Source organism: Secundilactobacillus similis DSM 23365 = JCM 2765, assembly GCF_001311075.1.
GTDB classification, from domain to species: domain Bacteria; phylum Bacillota; class Bacilli; order Lactobacillales; family Lactobacillaceae; genus Secundilactobacillus; species Secundilactobacillus similis.
The window spans coordinates 1-23,256 of record NZ_BBAD01000049.1 but is presented as its reverse complement, the minus strand read 5'-3'; the positions used below and the strand labels follow the sequence as shown (position 1 = coordinate 23,256).

Annotated in this window: 20 protein-coding genes and 2 pseudogenes; 19 read left to right on the top strand and 3 right to left on the bottom strand. The window is 47.3% G+C overall.

Going from position 1 to position 23,256, the window contains the following annotated elements; all coding sequences use genetic code 11:
• The first annotated feature begins 418 nt into the window (after positions 1 to 418).
• The 14 genes and pseudogenes from JCM2765_RS10935 to JCM2765_RS10885 all read left to right on the top strand — a co-directional run bounded on the left by JCM2765_RS10935 (position 419) and on the right by JCM2765_RS10885 (position 14,136).
• Positions 419 to 1,033: an ABC transporter permease gene (locus JCM2765_RS10935; RefSeq protein ID WP_225352076.1), complete on the top strand. Its 615-nt coding sequence runs from the start codon at positions 419 to 421 to the stop codon at positions 1,031 to 1,033.
• A complete protein-coding gene (locus JCM2765_RS18260) occupies positions 1,027 to 1,200 on the top strand; it encodes a hypothetical protein (RefSeq protein ID WP_225352075.1) in 174 nt (57 codons plus the stop codon). The genes JCM2765_RS10935 and JCM2765_RS18260 overlap by 7 nt, the downstream gene beginning before the upstream one ends.
• A complete protein-coding gene (locus JCM2765_RS10930; RefSeq protein WP_054736761.1) occupies positions 1,193 to 2,245 on the top strand; it encodes a taurine ABC transporter substrate-binding protein in 1,053 nt (350 codons plus the stop codon). The genes JCM2765_RS18260 and JCM2765_RS10930 overlap by 8 nt, the downstream gene beginning before the upstream one ends.
• Positions 2,242 to 3,129: an ABC transporter ATP-binding protein gene (locus tag JCM2765_RS10925; RefSeq protein WP_082405100.1), complete on the top strand. Its 888-nt coding sequence runs from the start codon at positions 2,242 to 2,244 to the stop codon at positions 3,127 to 3,129. The genes JCM2765_RS10930 and JCM2765_RS10925 overlap by 4 nt, the downstream gene beginning before the upstream one ends.
• A gap of 134 nt (positions 3,130 to 3,263) precedes the next feature.
• Positions 3,264 to 4,052 (top strand): phosphosulfolactate synthase, encoded by a 789-nt coding sequence (comA, locus tag JCM2765_RS10920; protein WP_054736759.1) that lies wholly within the window; start codon positions 3,264 to 3,266, stop codon positions 4,050 to 4,052.
• Positions 4,053 to 4,176: 124 nt separating this feature from the next.
• On the top strand, positions 4,177 to 4,827 hold the full coding sequence (locus JCM2765_RS10915) for a histidine phosphatase family protein (RefSeq protein ID WP_054736757.1): 651 nt from the start codon (positions 4,177 to 4,179) through the stop codon (positions 4,825 to 4,827).
• A 125-nt stretch (positions 4,828 to 4,952) separates the two neighbouring features.
• A complete protein-coding gene (locus tag JCM2765_RS10910; protein WP_054736755.1) occupies positions 4,953 to 5,378 on the top strand; it encodes a GNAT family N-acetyltransferase in 426 nt (141 codons plus the stop codon).
• A gap of 4 nt (positions 5,379 to 5,382) precedes the next feature.
• Positions 5,383 to 5,835 (top strand): helix-turn-helix domain-containing protein, encoded by a 453-nt coding sequence (locus JCM2765_RS10905; RefSeq protein WP_054736753.1) that lies wholly within the window; start codon positions 5,383 to 5,385, stop codon positions 5,833 to 5,835.
• Positions 5,836 to 6,421: 586 nt separating this feature from the next.
• A complete protein-coding gene (locus JCM2765_RS10900; protein ID WP_054736751.1) occupies positions 6,422 to 8,158 on the top strand; it encodes an ABC transporter ATP-binding protein in 1,737 nt (578 codons plus the stop codon).
• A 2-nt stretch (positions 8,159 to 8,160) separates the two neighbouring features.
• Positions 8,161 to 10,256: pseudogene (locus JCM2765_RS10895) on the top strand (ABC transporter ATP-binding protein).
• Between the two features lie 647 nt (positions 10,257 to 10,903).
• Positions 10,904 to 11,731, top strand: a complete 828-nt coding sequence (locus JCM2765_RS18255; RefSeq protein ID WP_225352074.1) for an alkaline phosphatase family protein — start codon at positions 10,904 to 10,906, stop codon at positions 11,729 to 11,731.
• 92 nt (positions 11,732 to 11,823) lie between these two features.
• Positions 11,824 to 12,408 (top strand): hypothetical protein, encoded by a 585-nt coding sequence (locus tag JCM2765_RS18250; RefSeq protein WP_225352073.1) that lies wholly within the window; start codon positions 11,824 to 11,826, stop codon positions 12,406 to 12,408.
• Positions 12,315 to 12,965, top strand: a complete 651-nt coding sequence (locus JCM2765_RS18245; protein ID WP_263849420.1) for a hypothetical protein — start codon at positions 12,315 to 12,317, stop codon at positions 12,963 to 12,965. Before JCM2765_RS18250 ends, JCM2765_RS18245 begins: the two co-directional genes overlap by 94 nt.
• A gap of 83 nt (positions 12,966 to 13,048) precedes the next feature.
• Positions 13,049 to 14,136, top strand: a pseudogene (locus JCM2765_RS10885) (Ldh family oxidoreductase).
• 70 nt (positions 14,137 to 14,206) lie between these two features.
• Here JCM2765_RS10885 and JCM2765_RS10880 read toward each other — a convergent pair.
• Complete coding sequence (locus tag JCM2765_RS10880; protein WP_054736749.1) at positions 14,207 to 14,854, bottom strand: DedA family protein; 648 nt, start codon at positions 14,852 to 14,854, stop codon at positions 14,207 to 14,209.
• A 159-nt stretch (positions 14,855 to 15,013) separates the two neighbouring features.
• On the bottom strand, positions 15,014 to 16,216 hold the full coding sequence (locus tag JCM2765_RS10875) for an NAD(P)-dependent oxidoreductase (protein ID WP_054736747.1): 1,203 nt from the start codon (positions 16,214 to 16,216) through the stop codon (positions 15,014 to 15,016).
• Positions 16,217 to 16,284: 68 nt separating this feature from the next.
• Here JCM2765_RS10875 and JCM2765_RS10870 point away from each other — a divergent pair, with 68 nt between their 5' ends.
• Positions 16,285 to 16,902 carry a DapH/DapD/GlmU-related protein gene (locus tag JCM2765_RS10870; RefSeq protein WP_054736745.1) on the top strand — a complete coding sequence of 206 codons (618 nt, stop codon included), beginning with the start codon at positions 16,285 to 16,287 and terminating at the stop codon, positions 16,900 to 16,902.
• A 315-nt stretch (positions 16,903 to 17,217) separates the two neighbouring features.
• Here the strand turns inward: JCM2765_RS10870 and JCM2765_RS10865 are convergent, their stop codons facing one another.
• The gene (locus tag JCM2765_RS10865; protein ID WP_054736743.1) at positions 17,218 to 18,408 is read right to left on the bottom strand and encodes an MFS transporter; all 1,191 of its coding nucleotides are present in this window, start codon (positions 18,406 to 18,408) and stop codon (positions 17,218 to 17,220) included.
• A gap of 400 nt (positions 18,409 to 18,808) precedes the next feature.
• Here JCM2765_RS10865 and JCM2765_RS10860 point away from each other — a divergent pair, with 400 nt between their 5' ends.
• The 4 genes from JCM2765_RS10860 to JCM2765_RS10845 all read left to right on the top strand — a co-directional run bounded on the left by JCM2765_RS10860 (position 18,809) and on the right by JCM2765_RS10845 (position 23,196).
• The gene (locus JCM2765_RS10860) at positions 18,809 to 20,218 is read left to right on the top strand and encodes an NAD-dependent succinate-semialdehyde dehydrogenase (RefSeq protein ID WP_054736742.1); all 1,410 of its coding nucleotides are present in this window, start codon (positions 18,809 to 18,811) and stop codon (positions 20,216 to 20,218) included.
• Positions 20,219 to 20,393: 175 nt separating this feature from the next.
• Positions 20,394 to 21,263 carry a hypothetical protein gene (locus tag JCM2765_RS10855; RefSeq protein ID WP_054736740.1) on the top strand — a complete coding sequence of 290 codons (870 nt, stop codon included), beginning with the start codon at positions 20,394 to 20,396 and terminating at the stop codon, positions 21,261 to 21,263.
• A gap of 208 nt (positions 21,264 to 21,471) precedes the next feature.
• A complete protein-coding gene (locus JCM2765_RS10850) occupies positions 21,472 to 21,786 on the top strand; it encodes a PTS lactose/cellobiose transporter subunit IIA (protein WP_156301771.1) in 315 nt (104 codons plus the stop codon).
• 105 nt (positions 21,787 to 21,891) lie between these two features.
• Positions 21,892 to 23,196, top strand: a complete 1,305-nt coding sequence (locus tag JCM2765_RS10845; RefSeq protein WP_225352072.1) for a nucleobase:cation symporter-2 family protein — start codon at positions 21,892 to 21,894, stop codon at positions 23,194 to 23,196.
• Positions 23,197 to 23,256: the final 60 nt, after the last annotated feature.

Genomic DNA, 23,256 nt, shown 5'->3' with positions numbered 1-23,256 from the left:
TCGCAACTTTAGAAACCCTAGAAATGACAGTTTAAGTGGCGCCGAATTTTGTAGCCTGAGAGCGCTGGTTTTCATGCGGCTTTGGCGAGCGAAGCGACGACAAACAGCCTTCACCAAGATCGCACCCAACACTTACGCTGGACACAAACGACAGTAGTTTCTTTATATTAATCACACAGCATAATTCGGTGAAGTCTCGCAAAAATCTGGATAATCAGTGTAGGAGTTAAAAGAACAGTCTGACAGCAACCAAGGAAGGCTGATCGTTGTACCAGACACAAACCGAACTTTGTTTTAAGTCCAAGTTAAGGTTTCCCCGTTATCATCAAACCTATTCAAAAAACTGTAGCGTAACTACAACGAACAGAACGACTTTGAGCAGTATGCCTAAGTTGCGTTCTAAATAGAAAGGATTTTGATGACTATCAAACCGTTTAAACAGAAGTACTGGATCAGCATCATCACGGTCGCGGTGATTTTACTGGTTTGGAGCACGATTACATATCAGCATCAAGTATCGCAATTGATCATCCCGTCGCCAGGACAGATTTGGACCTGCTTCGTTCAGCTATTGCAAGATGGCTACAAGGGGACCTCGTTGTGGGGACACATGTGGGCGAGCCTGCAACGGCTATTTATCGCCTTCGGGTTGGCCGCGGTTACCGCTATTCCAATCGGGTTACTGAGTGGCTATTCGGAAAAGATTCGTGCGGTATTTGAACCAATTATTGCGTTTATTCGACCACTGCCGCCTCTGGGTTACTATACGATCATTATTCTATGGATGGGAACTGTTAATGCGTCGAAGATTTTCTTACTGTTTCTTGGCGCCTTTGCACCGATTTTCGTCTCCTGTGTTTCGGGCGTGACTCGAGTTGATCCCGATTACATCAATCATGCACGGACGTTGGGTGCTAACCAATGGCAGATTTTTGCGCACGTCATTTTGCCCGCATCGTTGCCTGAGGTTTTTGTCGGCTTACGAAATGCAATGAGTATCGCTACGCAACATCAGTGGCTGCCGAAATGGTAGCGGCCGTTTCCGGAATCGGGTGGATGGTGCTGGACGCTTCCAAGTATCTGCGAAGCGACGTGGTCTTTGTGGGTATTATCCTAATGGGCATCACCGGGATCGTGCTTGATAAGCTCTTGTTACTGCTGGAACACCAGATGATCGGTGGGAGGGAACGCCATGCTTAGAAAATTGACGATCGTGAGTTTTGTTGGTCTCATGATGACGCTGTTACTGATTTTAACGGGGTGTTCATCAACTTCCGGGACGGCCGAAGCCAACAAAACGAGTGCTTATCCAACCACCGTTAACGTCGGCATCATTGAAGGTGGTCCTGAATCGGCCATTTTAGCTAAAGAAGGGTATTTACAAAAATACATTAAAACGAAGGTCAAAGTGACCACGTATTCTTCGGGAACTGATATCAATAATGCCTTCATCTCGCATACATTAGACCTTGCTTCGTTTGGGTCATCACCGGTTACACTGGGCCTAGTCAATGGTGTGAGCTATAAGGCGGTTGCGGTGCCGTACACAGAGGGTGGCCAAATCGAAGCGTTGGTTGCTCGCAACGGAACTGGTATCAAATCGGTTAAGGATCTGAAAGGGAAAACCATTGGGGTCCCAGCCGGCACAACTTCCCACTATGCATTGTTACAGGCGTTAAAATTAGCGGGCCTCAGTACGTCTGATGTAACGATTGAAGACTTGTCTGGCCAAAACATTGTGGCGGCTTGGAAGCGCAAAGAAATCGATGCGGCCTATACGTGGAGTCCCAGTCTCGATAGTATCAAAAAGACCGGGACGGTTATCACAAGTGATGGTCAGTTAGCATCACAGGGCATTTCAATTCCTGAAATCGCAGTTGCCACTAATAATATGATGACTAAGTATCCGAAGGTGGTGGCACAGTACGTCAAAGCGATGTTGGCGGTGGGCAAGTTGGTTAAAACGAACCCTCAGCGCGCAATTGCGGACGTTGCGAGTTGGGAAGGCATTTCAAAAGCAGCGGCTAAGGCACAAATTGAAGATAACCACTGGCTAACGGGCAGTGAGCAGTTAAGCAGCTTAACCGGAACGGGTAGTGGGTCATTGGTCGAAACGCTTCAGTTAACCGCCCAATTCCATAAACTACAGGAAAATATCACCACCGTGCCGTCACGAAAGACCCTGAGTGCAACGGTTGATAACGATTATCTGGCAGAGGCGTTAGGAAAGGAGACTGGCAAATGAGTGAAACTAAGATTGTGACACCAGAAGCGGTTGCAGCCGAGGCAATTGCAGCAAAATCAGCGGCACCAGTTACTGAGCATCAAACGACAACAGCCAAAGGTTTAACGACGGATGAGGTGCCATTGTTGGATATTCAACACGTTGCGATGAACTACCAAAATGGTAAACAGACCGTTCCAGCATTGGGCGAGGTCAACCTTCAAATTTATCCGGGTGAATTCGTTTGTGTGATGGGGCCGAGCGGTTGTGGCAAGAGTACGCTGCTCAATATTTTAGCCGGCTTCATGGCACCGAGCGAGGGTCAGGTGTTACTGAATCAAACGCCGATTAAGGGTACCGATGCGCAGCGTGGCGTTGTTTTCCAGAATGCGCCACTGTACGATTGGTACTCGGTGCGCGATAATATCGCCTTCGGTCCTAAGATGAAGCACGTTGATCAAGCCCAGATCAAAGCGGATGTGGATTACTACTTGGATGAAGTTGGGTTAACCGAATTCGGGGACAAGCACATCTACGAACTTTCCGGTGGGATGAAACAACGCGCCAACATCGCGAGTTCGCTGATCAATGATCCGGATATCTTGTTGATGGACGAACCGTTCGGCGCGCTGGATGCGTTGACACGTGAACAGATGCAAACGTTGGTCCGACGAATCTGGCATGAAACCGGGAAAACGATTTTCTTCATTACCCATGACGTAGACGAAGCGCTATTGCTAGGAACCCATATTTTAGTAATGTCAAAGCATCCGGGACGGGTGATTGCTGATTTTTCAGCTGATTTTACGACACGACTCATTGGTGATCAGTCCCAGTCAGTGCGGTATACGCCGGAGTTTGGGGAACGCCGACAGTATATTTTGAAGTTGATCAACGGGCAGTGAAAAGATTTCAGAAATTAGTCAATCGTGAAATTGCCATGAAATTATGAGAAAACTCTAAGCTTCATTTAAGAGTTGCTCACTAAACTAACAGTACGATAACCAGACAGGCACCAAGAAAGTGGAGGCATTGACCAATGAAAGCATTCGATTTTTTAAACCAAACCAGTGAAATAACGATTCCGATGGGCAAGACGATGGTTCTCGATAAGGGTTTGGGACTCAACGCTGTGGACGATTTGATTGCCACGGCTGGTGACGCGATTACCTTTGTGAAGTTCGGCTGGGGCACCAGTGCGGTGATGGACCGGAACCTTGTGATGGCCAAAACGGCACGGTATGCGGCGGCTGGCTTGATTCCTTATCCCGGTGGCACTTTACTGGAAGCGGCGTTGGCAAATGACCAATACGACGCTTTCTTAGATGAAGCCAAGGCTTTAGGGTTTAAAGGCATCGAGGTTAGCGATGGCTCGACGACTGTTGCGGCAGACATTCGTCACGACTTGATCATTAAGGCGCGAGAAGCTGGTTTCTTCGTGATCTCCGAGGTTGGGAAGAAGAATCCCGACTTGGATCACGAGTTAACCCCAGCCGAACGGGTCGCTATCATCAACGCTGACTTGGCTGCCGGGTCACATTACGTGATTCTTGAAGCCCGCGAAGCCGGGAAGAACATCGGTATTTACGACAACAACGGCAACATCAAGGTGGACGAACTCGACTTGTTGGCCGAAAACGGCATCGACAAGTTGATCTTCGAAGCCCCATTGAAGGCCCAACAAGTGGCGTTGATTTTAAAATACGGCCCGCAGGTTAACATGGGCAATATTGCTACCGAAGACGCCATCTCACTGGCAACGCTTCGGCGGGGCCTTCGTGGTGACACGTTAGGTAAAATTAAATCAGCGGCGGACCTTGCACACTAAGCGACGGATGATTACCATAATAATAGAAGAAAAGGCAGAGCGTTTAGGGAGCAGTTAGCTTTCTAAGCGCTTTGTCTTAATCAAAGGAGGTTGGGACGAGTAAGTTGTCGTCCCGCTACACAATATGAAACGATTATTTATTATTCGCCATGGTAAGACGCAATGGAACCTTGAAAAACGGCTTCAGGGTGCTGGTGCGGATAGTCCGTTGTTGACGGATGACCTGACCGGCTATGAGCAGTTAGCGCGGTATTTGAACCAATACCAGTTTGCGAAAGTTTACGCTAGTCCAATCGAACGGGCGATGGATACCGCTAAATTGGTGACGTTGCGGTTATCACAACCGATTGACGGCATCCAAGCAGTTGACGGGTTAGCTGAGCTGTCCTTTGGGCAGTGGGAAGGTCAAACTCGGGAGTCGTTGATTGCCAGTGACCGGGAGCTGTTTGGTAAACTGTCTCGGCGTGAAAATGATCCCCGGTTGGCAGCAATTGGCGTGGAAGACTTTGACGCGGCTCGCCAACGGTATGCGGATGCACTTCGGACGATTGCGGAGGAACTAGGCGAGGACGAGAACGCGCTGATTTTTTCCCATGGTGGCATTAGTCAGTTGGGCATTAAGGCGGCGACTGGTAATGAACACTTGCTGGGATTGAAAAATTTGTCGACATCGATTTTGGGTGTGCAGGATGATGGTATGTATCTGGACGTTTATAATCAGACCGCGTATTTGGATGCGGTTGATTTAAATGAAGGTAATGTGTCGATTTTATAGATGATGGAGAGGCCAGTGGTGGTCTCTTTTTTATGGTGTTTTTGAAGGCACATTAATAGATTAAAAGTAGACTAAATCAAGCTCTTTTGATATTCATTTAATGAATGATTTGATATAATAAAGGTATGCCTGACAAAATCAGTTATATCTCAGACTTGCACCAATACCAGTTTCAATCTGATGCTAACTTTGAATGGCCCGTTATTGCTAATCATGCCGATCGATTATTGCTTGGTTATTTCAAGGAAACGAAGTTAATCGGTCTGCTTGCTTTCGAACGAAAAGTTGATGATTTTTATAATTGGATCGTTGATTTAGAAATCAAGAAGGATTATCAAGGACGGGGATATGGAAGTAAATTGTTAGCCACTGTAATGCTAGATGCGTTTCAACAAGGATTCGATGGGTTTGTTGTTCTTCAAACTAAAACTAACGGTGTCGAACGGTACTATGAACACTTGGGTGGTATTCGATATACGTTTAGCCGGATTCGATTTGAAACAGATAGTAGTCGAAAAATCGTCTACAAATACCTACATCAGGAGGTTTAATATCATGGATGCACAGCAGGTTTTAAAGACCATGCGTCACTATCAGGAACGCTTAAATCAGATTCCACGTGGACAAGAACGGTTTAATGAAGTTGCTGAGGCGTATAATCAATTTATGTTCGCGCACTTACCGGAAAGAGATTTCAATTTTATTATGTCGCATTTGGATCATAATATTACTAATCCAGAAGCAGCTGCGCTAGTTGCGGCTTCTTATAATAAAGAAGATATTTCAGAAGTAATATCGCTTGACCCTGAAGTCAAGTTAGCGCTTAAGTTTCGAATTGCTCGCAATCAAAAGCATCTGACTCAAGCGGAAGTCGCTCGTCGTAGTGGGAGTTTCACACAAGGACAAGTCGCTAAAGCCGAAGCTGTCAAAACATCATTATCGATTCCACAATGGGACACGTTGTTTAAGGCAATTGGGAGTGCTTCGACATTGGCACTGGGCATTTAAAACTAATTTGACGAGAGTGGGCAAAAACTCGTTTAGGTCCCAGAATATAAGAGAGCCGGCCCGTGGATTCCTGGTTTTGGAATCTACGGGCCGGTTCTCTTATATGGCCGGGACCTGAGTTTTGGCGCACGTTTAGACTAGATAACAGTTTTGGAATAAAGTGAAATTTTTAACTCGCTTCAAGTTAAGAAATTAGTTCGATGCTTACCAATATGGTCTTTTTTCCAGCCTTGTTTTTGATTGCCCCGAACTTTATTAACCACTTACCACCTACTAAGAACCACTTACGCACTCACTATTTACAACACCGCCAAAATCGGGTTTAATTGACCAAGTAGTCAAGGTCGTGCACAATGTCAATTTTGTGATAGCATTTATGCTTTACATTTAAGAAGCGTTAGCGGATAATACATCTTGCTCTGTTTAATCGTAAAAAAATAAAGCCCAACCAAGTCGTGATAACTGGCGTTTTTGACCCATTGTAGTCGTCTGTTATCACCATTTGTATGCACTGAACTGTGCCGGGCAACGACTGAGGGGGAGCCGACTAGGTGCACGAGACCGTGCTAAAGGGGAGGACAATAGTATGTTGATGAAGGCAATCGGCAGGTACAAACTGCTGATCACCGCAGCGTTGCTCACAATGCTGCTCCAAGTGGGGGCCGCGTTGTGGCAACCCAGTTTTATGAAAAGTATCTTAAGCGTCATGGCCAACATGTCGCTTTCAACGTCCGATAAGATCGACAAGGTCAGTGGTTACGGGGTTGCCTTGATTGGTATCGCGGTGATCGGTTTGATCGGCTCAGTGCTCAACACACTAGCAGCCGCCAAAATTGCCCAGTCGGTATCAGCAGACTTGCGGGAAATGACGTTCCGTAAGATTCAGACGTTCTCGTATGAAGATATTGAAAAATACCAATCGGCGAACCTCGTCGTGCGGATGACCAACGATATCACCCAGGTGCAAACGCTCCTGATGATGGCGTTCCAGATTTTAATTCGAATTCCACTGTTATTCGTGGGGGCCTTCGTGCTCTCAATCATTACAATGCCACAGCTTTGGTGGATCATTATTGTGATGGTGGTCTTGATCGTGATGGTCACGGGCCTGTCGATGCGCTCGATGGGACCGCATTTTGGTGCGTTCCAACACTTGATGGATCGCATCAACGCCATTGCGCGGGATAACCTGCGTGGGGCGCGAGTGGTCAAATCCTTCGTGCAAGAAAAGAGTCAAGCAGAGAAGTTTGATAAGGAATCAGACGACTTGCTGGGCCATAACTTAGCGGTTGGGTATACCTTTGCCACGATGATTCCCGCCTTTACGGTGATTTCACAGTTGGCGATCTTCGTTGCCATTTGGTTGATTTCAACCAACATCACCCAATCTGCATCCTACGCTCAGGATCAACTGGGCGGCATCATGACCTTTATTCAATACATGATGCAAATTATGTTTGCTATTATTATGGGTGGGATGGTCTCAATGTTCGCCTCTCGTGGATTCGTGTCGATTGGCCGGATCAACGAAGTGCTGAACACGAAGACGTCGATGACCTTCATTACTGAAGATAGCGAAGACTTAGATGGTTCCGTGGACTTTGACCACGTGTCATTTGCCTATCCAAACGATGAAACGCCAACCTTGAAAGACATCAGTTTCCACATCGAACCAGGCCAAATGGTCGGAATCGTTGGAGCAACTGGGGCCGGAAAATCGACGTTAGCGCAACTGATTCCCCGACTCTTTGATCCAACCGAAGGGACGGTTGAAGTGGGCGGTAAGGATCTGAGAACCGTTTCTAAACTCACGTTGAAGAACACCATCTCTATTGTGTTGCAAAAAGCCATCCTGTTCTCTGGCACCATTGCCGGGAACTTGAAGCAGGGGAACGCAAACGCCACCGATGCTGATATGGACCGGGCAGCTAAAATTGCTCAAGCCGCTGAATTTATCGACCGGTTACCCCAACGCTACGATGCGGAAGTGGAAGAACGGGCCAACAACTTCTCTGGTGGTCAAAAGCAACGGTTATCGATTACCCGTGGTGTGATCAAGAAGCCAAAGGTACTGATTTTGGACGATTCAACCTCAGCGTTGGATGCCCACTCTGAAAAGCTGGTTCAAGACGCCTTTAACCGCGAATTGAAGGGGACGACCACGATCATTATTGCCCAAAAGATCTCATCAGTGGTTCACGCGGATACGATTTTAGTATTGGACGAAGGTCGCTTGGTTGCGCAAGGCAATCACCACGAATTGGTTGAAACCTCTGACGTTTACCGCAAGATCTACGACACGCAAAAGGCGAAGGAGGACTAATCATGAACGATACTGCTAGAGCGATTAAATTCTTCTACCTGTACTTTAAAAAATACAAACTACAATTTCTCGTGATCGCAATCTTCGTGATTGCCGCTACCTACCTGCAAGTGAAGGCGCCGGTGATCATGGGGGATGCCATCACGCATTTAACAAACTATGTCGGCAACTTCTTCACACATCAACATGCACCCGAAGCTATTAAGGCGCTGAAGAAGATCGCGGCTGGGGCCGTTTCATCGCAAGATGCGTTGCAACACATTGCTACTCAGTTGAGTCAAGCAACCGGTCACACGATTGGCTGGAAGTCATTGACGGATAGCAACGTGCCCGCTCAAGTGCTGTCGAGTCTGCCAAAGGGCACGACGATCCACAGTCTGCAACAGATGGCTGCGATGCCACACGACTGGCACCAACTGACTAACAGCAACGTGCCCGCTTCAATCTGGTCATCCTTGCCACACGGGACGACCATCAACACGCTACACAGCGTTGCGGTGTCGAACCCGGCAAGCAAGCTGACGTTCTTCAAGTCGATGTGGCTCCTGTTGGCGTTCTACGTCATGACCGGGGTTGCCCAATTGCTGTACACGATTTTGTTCACCCGGATCGTTGGTCACTCAACCAACCGGATGCGTAAAGGCTTGTTTGGCAAGTTGGAACGCTTGACGATCGCCTACTTTGACCGTCACGAAGACGGCGATATTTTGGCGCGGTTCACCTCTGATTTGGATAACATTCAAAACACGTTGAACCAAGCGGCCGTGAACGTCACGACCAACTTTGCCCTGTTCGTTGGGGTGTTGATCATGATCTTCCGGCAAAATGTCAGCCTAGCCTGGGTAACGGTTTCAACCACCCCAGTTGCTGTGCTGTGTGCCGTCATCATTATTACCCAAGCTAAAAAATACACCGACCGCCAACAAGCCGAAGTCGGTACGTTGAACGCCTACATGGACGAAAAGATTTCCGGCCAAAAGGCGATCATCGTTGAAGGCCAGCAACAAGACGCCATTGATGGCTTCACAGTTCGTAACGACAAGGTTCAAAAATCAACCTTTGCTGCCCAAGCTTGGTCAGGGATGATCATGCCCGTGATGAACGGGTTCCAATTACTGACGACTGCGTTGGTGATTTTCGTTGGGACGAAGTTGGTGCTGAATGATTCAACGATGAGCACCGCTACGGCGTTGGGGTTAATTGTGACGTTTATCCAATACGCGCAACAGTACTACAACCCAATCATGCAGATCTCATCATCGTTTGGTCAGCTCCAATTGGCGATCACCGGTGCCACTCGGTTGAACGTGATGTTTGATGAACCTGAAGAAGTGCGCCCTGAAAATGGTGAAACCTTCAAGGAAGTCGGCGATGGGATCCAAATTGAACACGTTGACTTTGGGTATTTGCCAGATCAACACATCTTAAAAGACGTTAATATCGATGTGAAGAAGGGCCAGATGGTGGCCTTAGTTGGGCCAACTGGTTCTGGGAAGACGACAGTATGAACCTGATGAACCGGTTCTACGATGTGGATAATGGCGTTATCAAATACGATGGCATCGATATCCGGAAATTTGACCTGGACAGTCTCCGGTCAAAGGTCGGTATTGTGCTACAAGAATCCGTGTTGTTCTCGGGTACGATTGCGGATAATATCCGGTTTGGGAAGCCAGATGCCACGATGGACGAAGTAATCACGGTTGCTAAAACGACCCACATTCACGAGTTCATCGATAGCTTACCGGATAAGTACGAGACCCACGTGGACGACAGTAACGACGTCTTCTCCGTTGGTCAAAAGCAACAAATCTCAATCGCACGGACAATTTTGTCCAACCCAGAGATCCTGATTTTAGATGAAGCTACGTCAAACGTGGACACCGTGACGGAACAACAGATTCAATACGCTATGGAAGCAGCTATCGCCGGCCGGACATCCTTCGTGATTGCCCACCGGTTGAAGACGATTCTAAACGCGGATAAGATCGTGGTGCTGAAAGATGGTGAAGTCATCGAAGAAGGCACGCACCATGAGCTGGTTGCAGCTGGTGGGTTTTATTCGGAACTTTATCATAATCAGTTTGTGTTTGAGTAGAGCGTGAAAAAAATCGGTTAGAAGCTGGAGCATAAGGCCCCCACCACTAACCCCCTGAACTTCGGGGGTTAGTGGTGGGGGCCTTATGTGCAAGCTTCTGATTTTTCACGCGTTTCGGCGTGGTGGCCAGAAAAAATTTAAATAAGAAGGCTTCACATAGTTAATGACTTGCGGAACGAATCAGCACAAACCGAGCCGAAACAAACGTGGAAGCAAAGCACGTCGCCAGCACCACTTAGTAATGCGAAAGCGTCCCCTGAACTTCGGGGGTTAGGGATGGGGGCCTTATGTGCAAGCTTCTGATTTTTTTCACGCGTTTCGGCGTGGTGGCCAGAAAGTGGTTAACTAAAAAGGTTTCACACAAATAACTGACTTGCGGAACGAGACAGTAACAACCGAGCCGAAACAAACATAGTAGCAAAACCCGTCGCCAGCCCCACTCGGTAACATCAAGCGCCAACGCCCCGGCCTTTTAATTTTCTTAATAATTCTCAACCAATCCCATCACCACGGCATCAACCATAACCAAACAGATACCAAAAACTGTCATTTTAAGTTCTCGTTAAGCTTCCGCCAATAATATCTAATCCAACGAGCGCAATCCCCACTGAGCGCCGATTGATAGCAGAAGAACTGGAGGCTTTAATATGACCGAAAAACCACGAACTGATAAAGTGATCGTTCTCGGAATCGATGGCATGGATTCCCGAACTGCAAACCGTTTAGTGACTGAAGGTAAGATGCCGAATTTAAAAAAATACCTCGAACGGGGCTCTGCCCACCAAGGCATTAAACTGCTAGGCGCCGTCCCAACGATTACGCCACCTTGTTGGACAACGTTGGCGACGGGTACATATCCTGGAACTCACGGCATTACTTGTTACTGGCGTCAGGCGCCCGAAAGTCTGGATGCGGTGGTCTACAACATGGATTCACGCAACTGTAAGGCTGAACCAATTTGGAACGAGACAACTAAGAATGGTAAGAAGACGATGGTTTGGCACTGGCCAGGGTGTTCTTGGCCACCAACCTCAAAGAGTCCGTTACTGAGCGTGGTTGATGGTACCCAACCAGGATCCGTTAACATGGGTGTTGCTCAAATGGACTGGGAAAAGATCGTTTACGCAAACGCTGATGTCGAACGTGATCACTTTACGGCCCACACCGATAAAGCCGCTGGCGTCGGGTGTAACATTACCGATTTAGAAGAGGTTTTGAAAACGCCAGACAGCGCGCCGTCTGATGAAGATGATGAGATGATGGAACTCTGGTGGGGTGATAAGTCCCGGGAAGGTAATGAGATCCGGACCTACATCAAGACGTTGGACGATACCGAAATGATGATTGGCGCTAAAGTGGCGTATGATCAATTCTTTACGGGGATAAAGCCTGCTGAAGGTTGGGCGAACGCGCCTAAGGACGCCTTAGAATTTCACTTCGTTGTTTCCGGCGGGACTGAAACGCGGATTGCCTGATCACTAAGGGAGAATCTGGTGATTACGATGCCGTAGCACTTTACCATACCAAGGCGGATGCCGAACCATTTGCGGTTATTCCAAAGGGTGAAATGGTGTCAGAAATTGTGGATGACGTGACGAAAAAGGGTCAGACGAAGCCGTGCTGCCGGTCTTATAAAATCTTGGAACTTTCACCTGACGGGCAAAACCTGCGTTTCTGGATCAGTAATGCGCTAGATGTGACGAATCACATGTTGTGGTCGGATGAAGCGTTATTTGACGATATCGTGAAAAACGTTGGTCCCGTACCGCCAGTTAGTTTGATTGGTGGGGAAGATGCTGAACTGGTTCGGGAAATTTTTATTCCGTCATGGGATATTTATTGTCAGTGGCAAGCGGATTGTCTGGAATATCTCCTTCAGCATCACCAATATGACGCCATCTTTAGTCATTTACACAACGTAGACTGTGCGGGCCACCAACTCTGGCACCTCGGCAAAACGTTAGCGCTTGGCAAAATACCGATGAAAAAGTCTACCAACAGTTCATTGAACGGGTCTTCAAACAGACTGACGACTACATTGGTCGATTCCTGCACTTCTTGGATGAAGGATACACAATTTTCGTTGTTTCCGATCACGGTTTGTTGGTCGGTGAAAACGTACCGCCAATTCTGGGTGAGTACGGCGGTTTGAATGTGTCAGTGATGGAGAAACTCGGGTATACGACACTGAAAACGGATGCCGATGGGCATAAACTTGATGAAGTTGACTGGGAAAAAACCACGGCCGTCCAGATTCGGAGTAATTACATCTACATTAACGTAAAGGGCCGTGACAAGCACGGAATCGTTGATCCAGCTGATAAATATGAGTTGGAAGAACAAGTGATCTCAGATCTTTACAACTACCGCGATCCTGATACCGGTAAACGGGTCGTTGGCTTAGCCGTTCGCAATAAGGATGCCGTTGTCTTCGGCACTAACGGTGATGAGGCGGGTGATATCTTCTTCACCGTTAACGAAGGCTTTAACCGACTGCACGGGGATGGTTTATCAACGGCAGAAGGCTACTTTAACACTTCCGTCACGCCGACCTTCGTCGCTGCCGGACCGGGTATTAAGGCCAATTACACCACTGAACGGGTGATTCGACAGGTGGATGTGGCACCAACCATTGCAACCCTACTAGGGACTCACGTTCCGGAACAGTGCGAGGGGGCGCCAATTTACCAGATTTTAACTGAGGACTAGTTTTTGCATCAATTGCGCCTTAAACTGAAACCAAGTACTGACGGCTGCCGGTACCGATAACTTTAGAAGAATGTGGTGATCACGTGGTAAAACGATATGATAGTGACAAAATGATTCAGCTTGTGAAGCAGATTTATCAAGCCTACGGGTTTACGGATGAACAGAGCCAAGAGGTTGCGGATACACTGGTGTACACGGATTTGATTGGGATTGCCTCTCATGGGGTCCAACGGTTGATCATGTATGACCGTAATATTCAAAACGGCAAGGTTCAGGTGCATAGCCAGCCGGAAATCGTTAAGGAAACCGACGTTAGCGCGGTAGTGGATGCCAAGTTTGGCTTAGGCCAACTGAACGGGATTTACAGTATGAAGCTAGCCATCCAAAAGGCGAAAGCTCACGGGATCGGGATTGTGACGACCCGTAACTCGCTGCACTACGGGATTGCGGGTTACTACGCGAACTTAGCTGCCAACGAAGGCTTGATTGGCATGTCGTCAACCAACTCGCGTCCCGGAATGGTGCCAACTCACGCCACGCGGGCCTTTATCGGGACCAACCCAATTGGCTTTGCGATGCCGGCCGAACCGCACAACTTTATCTACGATGTCGCAACCACCACGGTCCCACAGGGTAAAATTGAAGTTTATCGGAAGTTGGAAAAGGACTTGCCAGCGTTTTGGGTTGCTAAAGATGGTAATCAACCAGTCAATGATATTACGGACGACGAAACGCTCGATCAGTTGCGGGACCCAGAAGCACCGGTTGCTTGACGCCACTTGGCGGTGTTGACGAAGAAACCGGGAGTCATAAGGGTTACGGCCTCGGCGTCATCGTTGAGATTTTCACTGGGATTCTCTCGATGGGCAGTATTTCAAACGACATTACCACTAAGGACCTGCACTCGGGACCAAGTCAAAGCTTCGTTGCGATTGATCCGGGTATCTTTGGCGATAAGGATCAGATCATCAAGCGTTTCTCAGCTTACCTCCAAGAGATTCGGGACTTACCCGCAATTCCGGGCAAGACCGTTTACGTTCATGGTGACAAGGAAGCACTGGCTTACGAAGACCGCAAGCAAAACGGGATTATCGTTGATGATAAGACCATGGCGGAAGTCGTCAACATTGCCAAACGACTTGGCGTGGATTATGCGGAGTTGATTAAATAGCGCGTTGTTAACCTAGGTCAACATTAAAACGCCCCTCAAGAATGATTATCATTCTTGAGGGGCGTTTGAGTTAGTCTAATTCTTTCATTTTTGAGGTGGTTTGTGCCAAATGCCGTCGCCGACAAAACCAAACGATGCCCACAATCGCTAACACCACAATCACCGCAATCAGCAACCAGTGGCTATAAACTTCAAATTGAGCAACGATTGCCTGCCAATGATTACCTGCCAGACTCCCGGCATAAATCAACACCGTGTTCCAAATCAGCGTTCCCACGGTAGAGAGGGCTAAGAAGCGTCCAAGTGGGAAGCCGGACATCCCAGCCGGAATTGAAATCAAACTCCGGATGACTGGAACGAAGCGGCCAAATAGAATTGCGCCGTTACCGCGACGGTTGAAGAACCGCGCCGCTTTTTCAATATCGGTTGGCTTTAACCGGAGTAGGCGACCAAAGCGGGTACCCAAGAAGCGGTTTAACCGTTCTGGCGAGGCAATTCGGCCAATCGCATACAGAATGACGGCGCCGAGAACAGAGCCTACAGTCGAGGCAATGATGGCGCCCCAGACGGTCATGGACGTGCTGATGGTCAAGAAGCCGGTAAACGTCAGAATGATTTCCGAGGGAATCGGTGGAAAAACGTTTTCCAGTGCGATAAGGAAGATAACGGCGAAGTAGCCGTACTGATCAATCAGGGTCATGATGGTGTGGGTTGTCATTGGGGCCTCCTATTAGGGTGCGAGGTGCACGATTGGGTGAGATGCAACGGACAGACGTCATTAAGTTTGGTCAAAATACCATAATCAATTCAGTTTAGCGAATTTAATGCAGGGCGTCAATTGATTCGCGCAAGCTTAAGAAATTTGCTAGAGGTGCCGCTATAGTGCCGTGCCGTGTTCCATTTCGGCGGATTCGACCCGTTCGGACGGGTTCTTCAGGAGGCGGATGCGAATCATGCCATCAAGGTGCATCAGTTGGTCATGGATCTCCTTGAGTTCACCGATCTCCTTGTGGATCTCCGTTAAGTCGATGTTGACGATGGTGTAGCCATAGTCGTCACGGAAGTTACTCATCAACTCACGCACCGGAATCTCGTGCTTATTCAGAATGTGTGCCACGTCGGCCCAAAAATCCTGCCGGGCTTTGAAGAAGAAGGTGACTCGGTGAGGACTGGTAAATGGTAAGTCGGCCGGTGGAAAGTTGACGGAAGACCGAATGGTGCCGGATTCAAGGAAGTCGAGGGTGTTTTGCAGCGTTAAGTTAGCACTGTGCGACAAGGCTTCAACGGTGTTGCCACCCAAGTGGGGCATCATGACAACGTTTGGATTATCCTTGAAATCATTGTGTGGGAAGTCGGTAATATAGCGGGAGAACTGACCTTCTTCCAGTGCGTTGATCACGGCTTGATTATCAACGATTTCACCACGACCGAAGTTCATCAAGATGGCAGTATCCTTCATTAAGCGGAACTGATCCGTACTCAGCATGCCCTTGGTCTCGTCGGTCAATGGTAACAAGATGATGACGAAATCGGATTGTTCTAAGACTTCATCAACGGTTTCTAACTGTTGAACGTGTTGCAGATTTTTAAAACTGCGGTTGTAACCCACAACCTGCATCCCGATGTGGTAGCAGGTATTTGCTAACCGCTGGCCAATGGCGCCAAGGCCCAAGATGCCCACGGTTTTCCCGTAAAGTTCTTCACCAATGTAGTCCTTCCGAGTTGCTTCGGCGGCGTCTTGGAGATTGTCGGCGGTCAGCGTAGTGGTATTTTTAATCGCCGGATAGAGCGGGCGAACGTAGCGGAAGAGACACTGCACCACCAGTTCCTTGACGGCGTTGGCGTTGGCGCCAGGAGTGTTAAATACCGCGGTGCCGTTTGCGGTGCAAGCGGGAATGTTGATCGTGTTGGTACCAATCCCGGAACGAGCGACTAACAGTAACCGGTGGCTAATCAAATCATCTGGAACCTGAGAACTCCGAACGAGGACGGCGTCTGGCGTCGTTGTGTCTTTGAGTTGGAAAACGTCGCCAGCGTAGTCGGTAACGTCAAACTGATCGAGTGCGTTAATTTGATACATGATGAAGACCCCTTTTTCGGCATTTTGTTTTATAATAAGAACAAACTAAAGTTGAGGATGTGACATAGATGCACATTGATTTTGTGAAGCTGTCAAAGGACCACCCTACGATTGGTGACGGCAGTCAGATTAAGGACACGACTTTCGGCCAATACGTTGAAATCGGTAGTCAAAATTTCATAGATAATAGTAACATTGATGATTATACGTATACAGGACAATTTTGCTTTATTCAAAATAGTACCTTAAAGCGGTTCATTAGTATGGCGGCGATGGTGCGAATCGGCCCCACGAATCACCCGTACGACCGGCCAGCACAGCACATCTTCGCTTACAACGGCGCCGGTTACGGTTTTGGCGATCCCGATACCGAATTTGCAAAACGTAAGCAAGTCAAGACAGTGATTGGCAACGATGTCTGGTTGGGGCACGATGTCGTCGTCCAATCCGGCATCACGATCGGTGACGGCGCAGTGATCGGCGCCGGCGCCGTGGTCACTAAGGATGTGGAACCCTACACGATCATCGGCGGCATTCCAGGCAAGAAGATCAAGGACCGTTTCTCAGACGAAATCAAAACCGATTTAGAGAAAATTGCGTGGTGGGATTGGTCGCGTGAGGATTTAGAGAAGTACTATCAAGATTTCCGGTTGCCGATTGAGGAGTTTGTTAAGAAGCATAGTTAGAGAGAGTGTGGAACAGGGCGGTTAGAGAGCGGAGCGTAAGGTACTTCCGCCAGAATTCCCGGGTTTTGGGAATTGTGGTGGAAGTAGCTTACGTGCAGCTCTCTGCCCTGTGGAACACGTTTAGGCTATGTAACAGCAGAAAGCTAACATCAATCCCAGGCAATATTGCCCTAAGCAAGTAATTCAAATACTTACCAATATAAACAACCTATCAATAAAATCAAAAAAGCAAAACTCAAAAAAAGCAAAACTCAAAAAAAGCATCAAACAACGCGCCCCAACGCCCGCTGTTTGATGCTTTTATCATCTAAACTGCTAACCGTTCACCTTAACCTTACCAGCCTGATGCCGCTTCATCACCCGATTCAGCACAAGCATTAACCCCAACGACAACGCCGCATAAACCGCAGCGCCCCAACTAATCCGAGCAACGCCCAACGGATCAATCAACATCGAAGCCGTAGCGGAACCCAACGAAATGCCGAAGTTAAAGAAGATGGCATTTAACGACGATGCAAACACCATCGCTTGCGGGTAATCCTGTTCGGCAATGTTCATGAAGTGAATCTGAATTGGCGAACCAAGGACTGTGACGATCAAGCTCAGAATCAGCAGCATGCCGTAGCCGATCACTTGGTTCATCAAGCCAAATGGCAGCAGGACGAGCAGCGCAATGTCGACCATGTAAAACGGCGGCATTTTCTTCAGGCCATCGTGGTTCGCTAACGTTCCCGAAAGCCAGTTGCTCATGATGCTGACGAGCCCGATGACGAACAGGAGCCAGTTGAGTTGATGAACATTGAATCCAAGCGCCGACGTCAAAATTGGTCGAATATAAGTGTAGTAGGCGTAGAAGGTTGCCGCCGTGAACAACACGAGAATAACAGCGACGTAAATGCGCCGATCCTTTAAAATGACGAGCTGATCACGGATGGAACTTTGGACCTGCTCGATGTGTTTCGGTAGAATCAACGTTAGCAGGCCAAATACGATAACGGTGACGACCGAAATTGCCAAGAACGCATCCCGCCAACTGTAATTCGTACTGATAGTGGTCCCAATCGGCACCCCTAAAACGGAGGCGATACTGAAACCAGCGTAGATCCATGATACCAAACCAGCCCGTTTCTCCCGTGGTGCCACCTGACTGGCAAAAATCATGATCAGTGATTCGATTGAGCCAGCCACACTGGCGGTGATGATTCGTGACAACATCATAACCCAGTAGTTAACGGCCAGCGCACTGAGCGTATTACCAATAAAGAAGACGATGATGAGTGCCAGCAACGTTTTATACCGACTGTACCGAATCGTCAAAATGGTCACGAACGGCGTCCCTAATGCGTAAGTCGTGGCAAAAATGGTAACGAGATAGCCGGTAGCGGCAATGGAAACATTCAGATGGTCAGCAATGTCGGATAGGATTCCAACCACCATAAACTCGTTGCAACCTAGCATGAAGGCAACGAGAACAAAGATGATAACCTGTAGACGGTATTTCACGATAACTTCCCCTTTAGCAATGGACTATTAAGATAAAGTATACCATTCGACAAGGTGGTGGCGGAATCGGAACTTAACTTAAAAATGAGAACATCGAATAAGCTTTAATGAAAACGTAATGTAAACATTAGCCGAAAATTCTTTTATGAAAGTTTTAAATAATGTACATTTCATCACAAACTGTGAAAGTTAGGTTTTCATTATGGAAATCAATGAACACGCCATTATCAAACAACTTGTAAACGTTGACTAGTATACATTTCAATTCGTTTTTTTAGTTTGTGAAAGCTTCACACTACGGCGAGTAAGAATGCGCTTGCTTTTGGCAAACTAGCCCTCTATACTCTTGATAACGGTTACAAATACAAACGTCATCTTGAATGGCAGGAAAGGGAGTCACTAAATGGCCTATCAAACGATTAATCCTTACACGAATGAAGTTGAAAAAACTTATGAAAACCACGACGATGCGTACGTGGAATCAGCCTTAACCAAGGCACACGCGTTATATAAAAAATGGCGTAACGAACCACTTGCCGGACGCGCAAAGGTGTTACACCAGATTGCGGAAGTATTCACAAAGAAATCAGATGAGTTAGCAACCATCATCACCCACGACATGGGAAAACTTTACGCTGAGGCGCAGGGCGAAGTTGCGTTGTGTGCGCTGATTGCCGAATACTACGCCACTAAGGGTGCCGATTTCTTAAAGGACGAACCGATTGAAACCGTCATGGGTGAAGCCCACGTTGAGTACCACTCAGTTGGGGTCTTAATGGCTGTTGAACCTTGGAACTTCCCGCTTTACCAAATGATGCGGGTCTTCGCACCGAACTACTTAGTTGGGAACCCACTCGTGTACAAGCACGCTAGCAACACACCAGGTTCAGCTGTGGCCTTTGAACAAGCCGTTGCTGAAGGTGGCGCTGAAGACGGGGCCTGCGTTAACTTGTTCATCAACTACGATCAAGTTAACAACGTGATTGCTGACATGCGGGTCCAAGGGGTTGCCTTGACCGGTTCAGAACGGGCTGGTAAGGAAATTGCTTCCGAAGCGGGTCGCAACTTAAAGAAGAGTTCCCTCGAATTAGGTGGGAGTGATCCATTCGTCATCTTAGACGATGCTGATTTAAGCGACGTTGAAAAGATCGTTGGTAAGGCTCGGCTTTACAATGCTGGCCAAGTCTGCACGTCATCCAAGCGGTTTATTGTCACTGAAAAGAACTATGATAAGTTCTTGGAAATCTTGAAGAAGGCCTTCGGTGCCGTTAAACCAGGCGACCCAATGGATCCTGAAACGAGCTTAGCCCCATTAAGTACGGTTAGTGCTAAAAAGGGCTTGGTCGCTAAAGCCAAGGAAGCCGTTGAAAATGGCGCAACCTTAGCCTTTGGTGAAATTGATGACAACTTGGATAACAACTTCTTCCCACCAATCATCTTGACGGACATCAAGCGTGATAACCCATCATACTGGAAGGAATTCTTCGGTCCAGTTGGGGTCGTTTACAAGGTCAAGGACGAACAAGCTGCCATTGATTTGGCTAACGATTCAAACTACGGACTTGGCGGTATCGTCTTCGGTGGCGATCCAAAGCACGCCGCTGAAGTTGCTGGTAAGATCGAAACTGGGATGGTCTTCGTGAACAACTTTGGTGGGACTGCCCCTGAACTCCCATTTGGTGGGATCAAGAACTCTGGTTACGGTCGTGAATTAGGCCGTCTGGGGATCGAGACCTTCGTTAACGCCGAACTGTTGATGGTCAACCCAAACGAACACGTTGATCTGACAAACACTTACGGTGGTTTCTTATAAAATAAAGCATTAATAACAATGGCCACGTCTGCGGAATTTATTTTCTGCAACGTGGCTTTTTTGAAGTGATGAAAGCGTTAAGATTTGGTTAAATGGCTAAAAGTTAGCGAGGATTGGTGAAGGGGTATCGTACACTATTGACGACAATAGTTTGAAGTTAAAGGGGTGTTTAGCGATGAAACATTTTGAAATTAAAGCAATTCTTGGCTTAGGGGCGGTGCTAGTCGGCGTTGGCTTTTTGGGAACATTGACTGTTGAAGCTTCGACAGCTAGTTCGCTTGATCAGGCATTTAAAGACGGCTACGTTAAGACGAAGAAGGCAATGTATACGGGACAATATACAATTGTTAACGGTAAGAAATCTAAAAAGGTGATCACGCCTAAGGGGACAATTCTACAGGTTGGTGGTAGCGGCGCTGATAAGCAGTCTGATGGGTCATACAAGTATACAATTAACTTAGATCGCGGTGATCTGAATCACACGCAAGCCGTTAAATACTATGAAACTGGTCGCGCAATTACTTATAAGACGAGTGAATTAACGCCGTATAAGTTAAAAGTGCCAGTTCGAACCCGCTTGCTACAAGCTGGAACTGATTTTGATCCACTGAATACGAAAATGGATTATCAACCCATATTTCATTTAACGTTAAATGGTTACTTGGAATATTATAGTGCAGCTCGACTTAAGCATTATCAGATTCCGAATACGTATCAGCTAACGAAACTTGAAAATTTGCCGGGTGGTAATAGTACAACGTATACACCAAAGTACCTCGCACAAATCAAACCAACGGCATCCGAAAAAGTATCGACGTTCAAAGTGAAGGGCGACACAACCTACTTGTATTACAAGAAACCAATCAACGGGTTGACCGAAAAAAAGGTTTCCAATCGCTATTATCGACTGATAATTAAGCAAACAACGAGTATGAAAGAAAAGACGTGGATTTCAGGTGAAGACTACGTGACGGTACAGTGGATGTTGTACAACGTTGGAGGCCATTCATTTCGTTACATCAATAGTTACGAGGGCGGTGACTAAAACTAAATATTGAATTTTAGAACGCAGGCTACCAGTTAATCGGTAAAGCCTGCTTTTTTGGATGATTATGAGAATTAGATTGGATCAACTTGATAATCATTTCAACCTAAACCGGTTACATTCGGAATTCGCTAAAAAGAGATTGCTTTTCGTTGCTAGTAGCGCTACGTTAATTATTAAAAAGTTTTTTCTTTAGGGAGGTGACAGTGTGGATGAGCAAACCATCATGGGTCTGATCATGACGGCGGGAAAGGCTAAAAGCACGGCGTTTGAAGCGATAAAGGCTGCTAAAAAGGGCCAGTTTGAGTTAGCAGCCAATCGGTTGTCAGAGGCAGAAAACTACCTTGCAAAGGGCCATCAACTGCAAACAACGGCGTTAAGCGTCATGGCACGAGGCGACAGCGAACCCCCATCATTACTGGCAGTTCACGCGCAAGACCACCTCAGTATGGCGATGACCACGATTGAGTTGGGTCGTGAAATTATCGACTTATATCAGAAAATAAGTGAAAACGAACATTAACTATTATTATAGCTGTAATGTTCAGAACTAATTTGATTTAGGTTAGATTCAATGCTATTATTAGTTGACAAGAAAATTAAAACCGAATAAGGAGTCGTGAAGACCGTGGATACTGCAAAAAACGAACGATCGGTGATCAGAAACTTAATTTTAGGCTTTCAGCATTTATTAGCCATGTACTCTGGCGATATTTTGGTCCCGTTGTTAATTGGTGGCGCCCTGCATTTTAGCGCTGCCCAAATGACTTACTTGGTCTCAATGGACATCTTTATGTGTGGCATCGCGACGTTGCTTCAATTGAAGCGGACGCCGTTGACTGGGATCGGCTTACCCGTTGTGCTTGGGTGTGCCGTTGAATACGTGGCCCCACTGCAAAGCATTGGCGGTCACTTTGGTTGGGGATACATGTACGGTGGAATTATTTCAGCCGGCATCTTTATCTTTTTGATTTCAGGCTTCTTCGCCAAATTACGTCGATTCTTCCCACCAGTTGTAACGGGGTCATTAATCACGTTGATTGGGTTTACCCTGATTCCAGTTGCCTTCCAAAACCTTGGTGGTGGTGATGCGACTGCTAAAAGCTTTGGTTCGCCCGTTAACTTGATTCTTGGGTTTACGACCGCGCTTGTGATCATTGTGATCAACATCTGGGGGCGCGGGTTCTTCAAACAAATCTCCGTGTTGGTGGGGATTCTTGTGGGAACGTTGTTGGCAATCGCGTTAGGTAAAGTTGGGTTTGCTTCAGTGAGTGCGGCTCACTGGATTCAATTGCCACGGCCATTTTACTTTGGTGTCCCACGTTTTGAATGGTCATCAATTGCAACCATGATTTTAGCGGCCATTACTTGTATGATCGAATCAACCGGGGTGTATTTTGCCTTAGCTGACATTACTCACCGCGACTTGAGCGACAATGACTTGGCGCGTGGGTACCGGTCTGAAGGGTTAGCAGCCATTTTAGGTGGGATCTTCAACACCTTCCCATACTCCACTTTCTCGCAAAACGTTGGGATTGTGCAGTTATCCGGTATCAAAAAGTTACGGCCAGTTTACTACTCAGCCTTCCTATTGATTTTCTTGGGCTTGATCCCCAAGTTTGGGGCCATCGCAACCTTGATTCCATCCTCAGTTCTGGGTGGGGCCATGTTGATCATGTTCGGGATGGTTGGTGCCCAAGGGGTTAAGATGCTGATGAAGGTTGATCTCAACAACAAGAACATGTTAATCATCGCCGTTTCAGTTGGCCTTGGTCTTGGTGTTACCACGCAACCAGCCCTGTTCCAATTCTTGCCTGCTGAAGTGCAGACCATTTTGAGCAACGGGATGGTTGTTGGGAGTTTCATCGCGGTTATCTTGAACTTACTTTTGAATAATACTTCATTAAAGAATAAGGTCGAAGAGGAAGCTTAGGCTTGGCTTTGATTGATGACGTCGATTCGTAATTGGATCGGCGTTTTTTTGCGTTGTCGC

Bases quoted from the DNA above. Each gene is read 5' to 3' on its own strand.
- JCM2765_RS10935 (WP_225352076.1), top strand. From the start codon at position 419: ATGACTATCAAACCGTTTAAACAGAAGTACTGGATCAGCATCATCACG.
- JCM2765_RS18260 (WP_225352075.1), top strand. From the start codon at position 1,027: ATGGTAGCGGCCGTTTCCGGAATCGGGTGGATGGTGCTGGACGCTTCC.
- JCM2765_RS10930 (WP_054736761.1), top strand. From the start codon at position 1,193: ATGCTTAGAAAATTGACGATCGTGAGTTTTGTTGGTCTCATGATGACG.
- JCM2765_RS10925 (WP_082405100.1), top strand. From the start codon at position 2,242: ATGAGTGAAACTAAGATTGTGACACCAGAAGCGGTTGCAGCCGAGGCA.
- comA (WP_054736759.1), top strand. From the start codon at position 3,264: ATGAAAGCATTCGATTTTTTAAACCAAACCAGTGAAATAACGATTCCG.
- JCM2765_RS10915 (WP_054736757.1), top strand. From the start codon at position 4,177: ATGAAACGATTATTTATTATTCGCCATGGTAAGACGCAATGGAACCTT.
- JCM2765_RS10910 (WP_054736755.1), top strand. From the start codon at position 4,953: ATGCCTGACAAAATCAGTTATATCTCAGACTTGCACCAATACCAGTTT.
- JCM2765_RS10905 (WP_054736753.1), top strand. From the start codon at position 5,383: ATGGATGCACAGCAGGTTTTAAAGACCATGCGTCACTATCAGGAACGC.
- JCM2765_RS10900 (WP_054736751.1), top strand. From the start codon at position 6,422: ATGTTGATGAAGGCAATCGGCAGGTACAAACTGCTGATCACCGCAGCG.
- JCM2765_RS18255 (WP_225352074.1), top strand. From the start codon at position 10,904: ATGACCGAAAAACCACGAACTGATAAAGTGATCGTTCTCGGAATCGAT.
- JCM2765_RS18250 (WP_225352073.1), top strand. From the start codon at position 11,824: ATGGTGTCAGAAATTGTGGATGACGTGACGAAAAAGGGTCAGACGAAG.
- JCM2765_RS10880 (WP_054736749.1), bottom strand. From the start codon at position 14,854: ATGACAACCCACACCATCATGACCCTGATTGATCAGTACGGCTACTTC.
- JCM2765_RS10875 (WP_054736747.1), bottom strand. From the start codon at position 16,216: ATGTATCAAATTAACGCACTCGATCAGTTTGACGTTACCGACTACGCT.
- JCM2765_RS10870 (WP_054736745.1), top strand. From the start codon at position 16,285: ATGCACATTGATTTTGTGAAGCTGTCAAAGGACCACCCTACGATTGGT.
- JCM2765_RS10860 (WP_054736742.1), top strand. From the start codon at position 18,809: ATGGCCTATCAAACGATTAATCCTTACACGAATGAAGTTGAAAAAACT.
- JCM2765_RS10855 (WP_054736740.1), top strand. From the start codon at position 20,394: ATGAAACATTTTGAAATTAAAGCAATTCTTGGCTTAGGGGCGGTGCTA.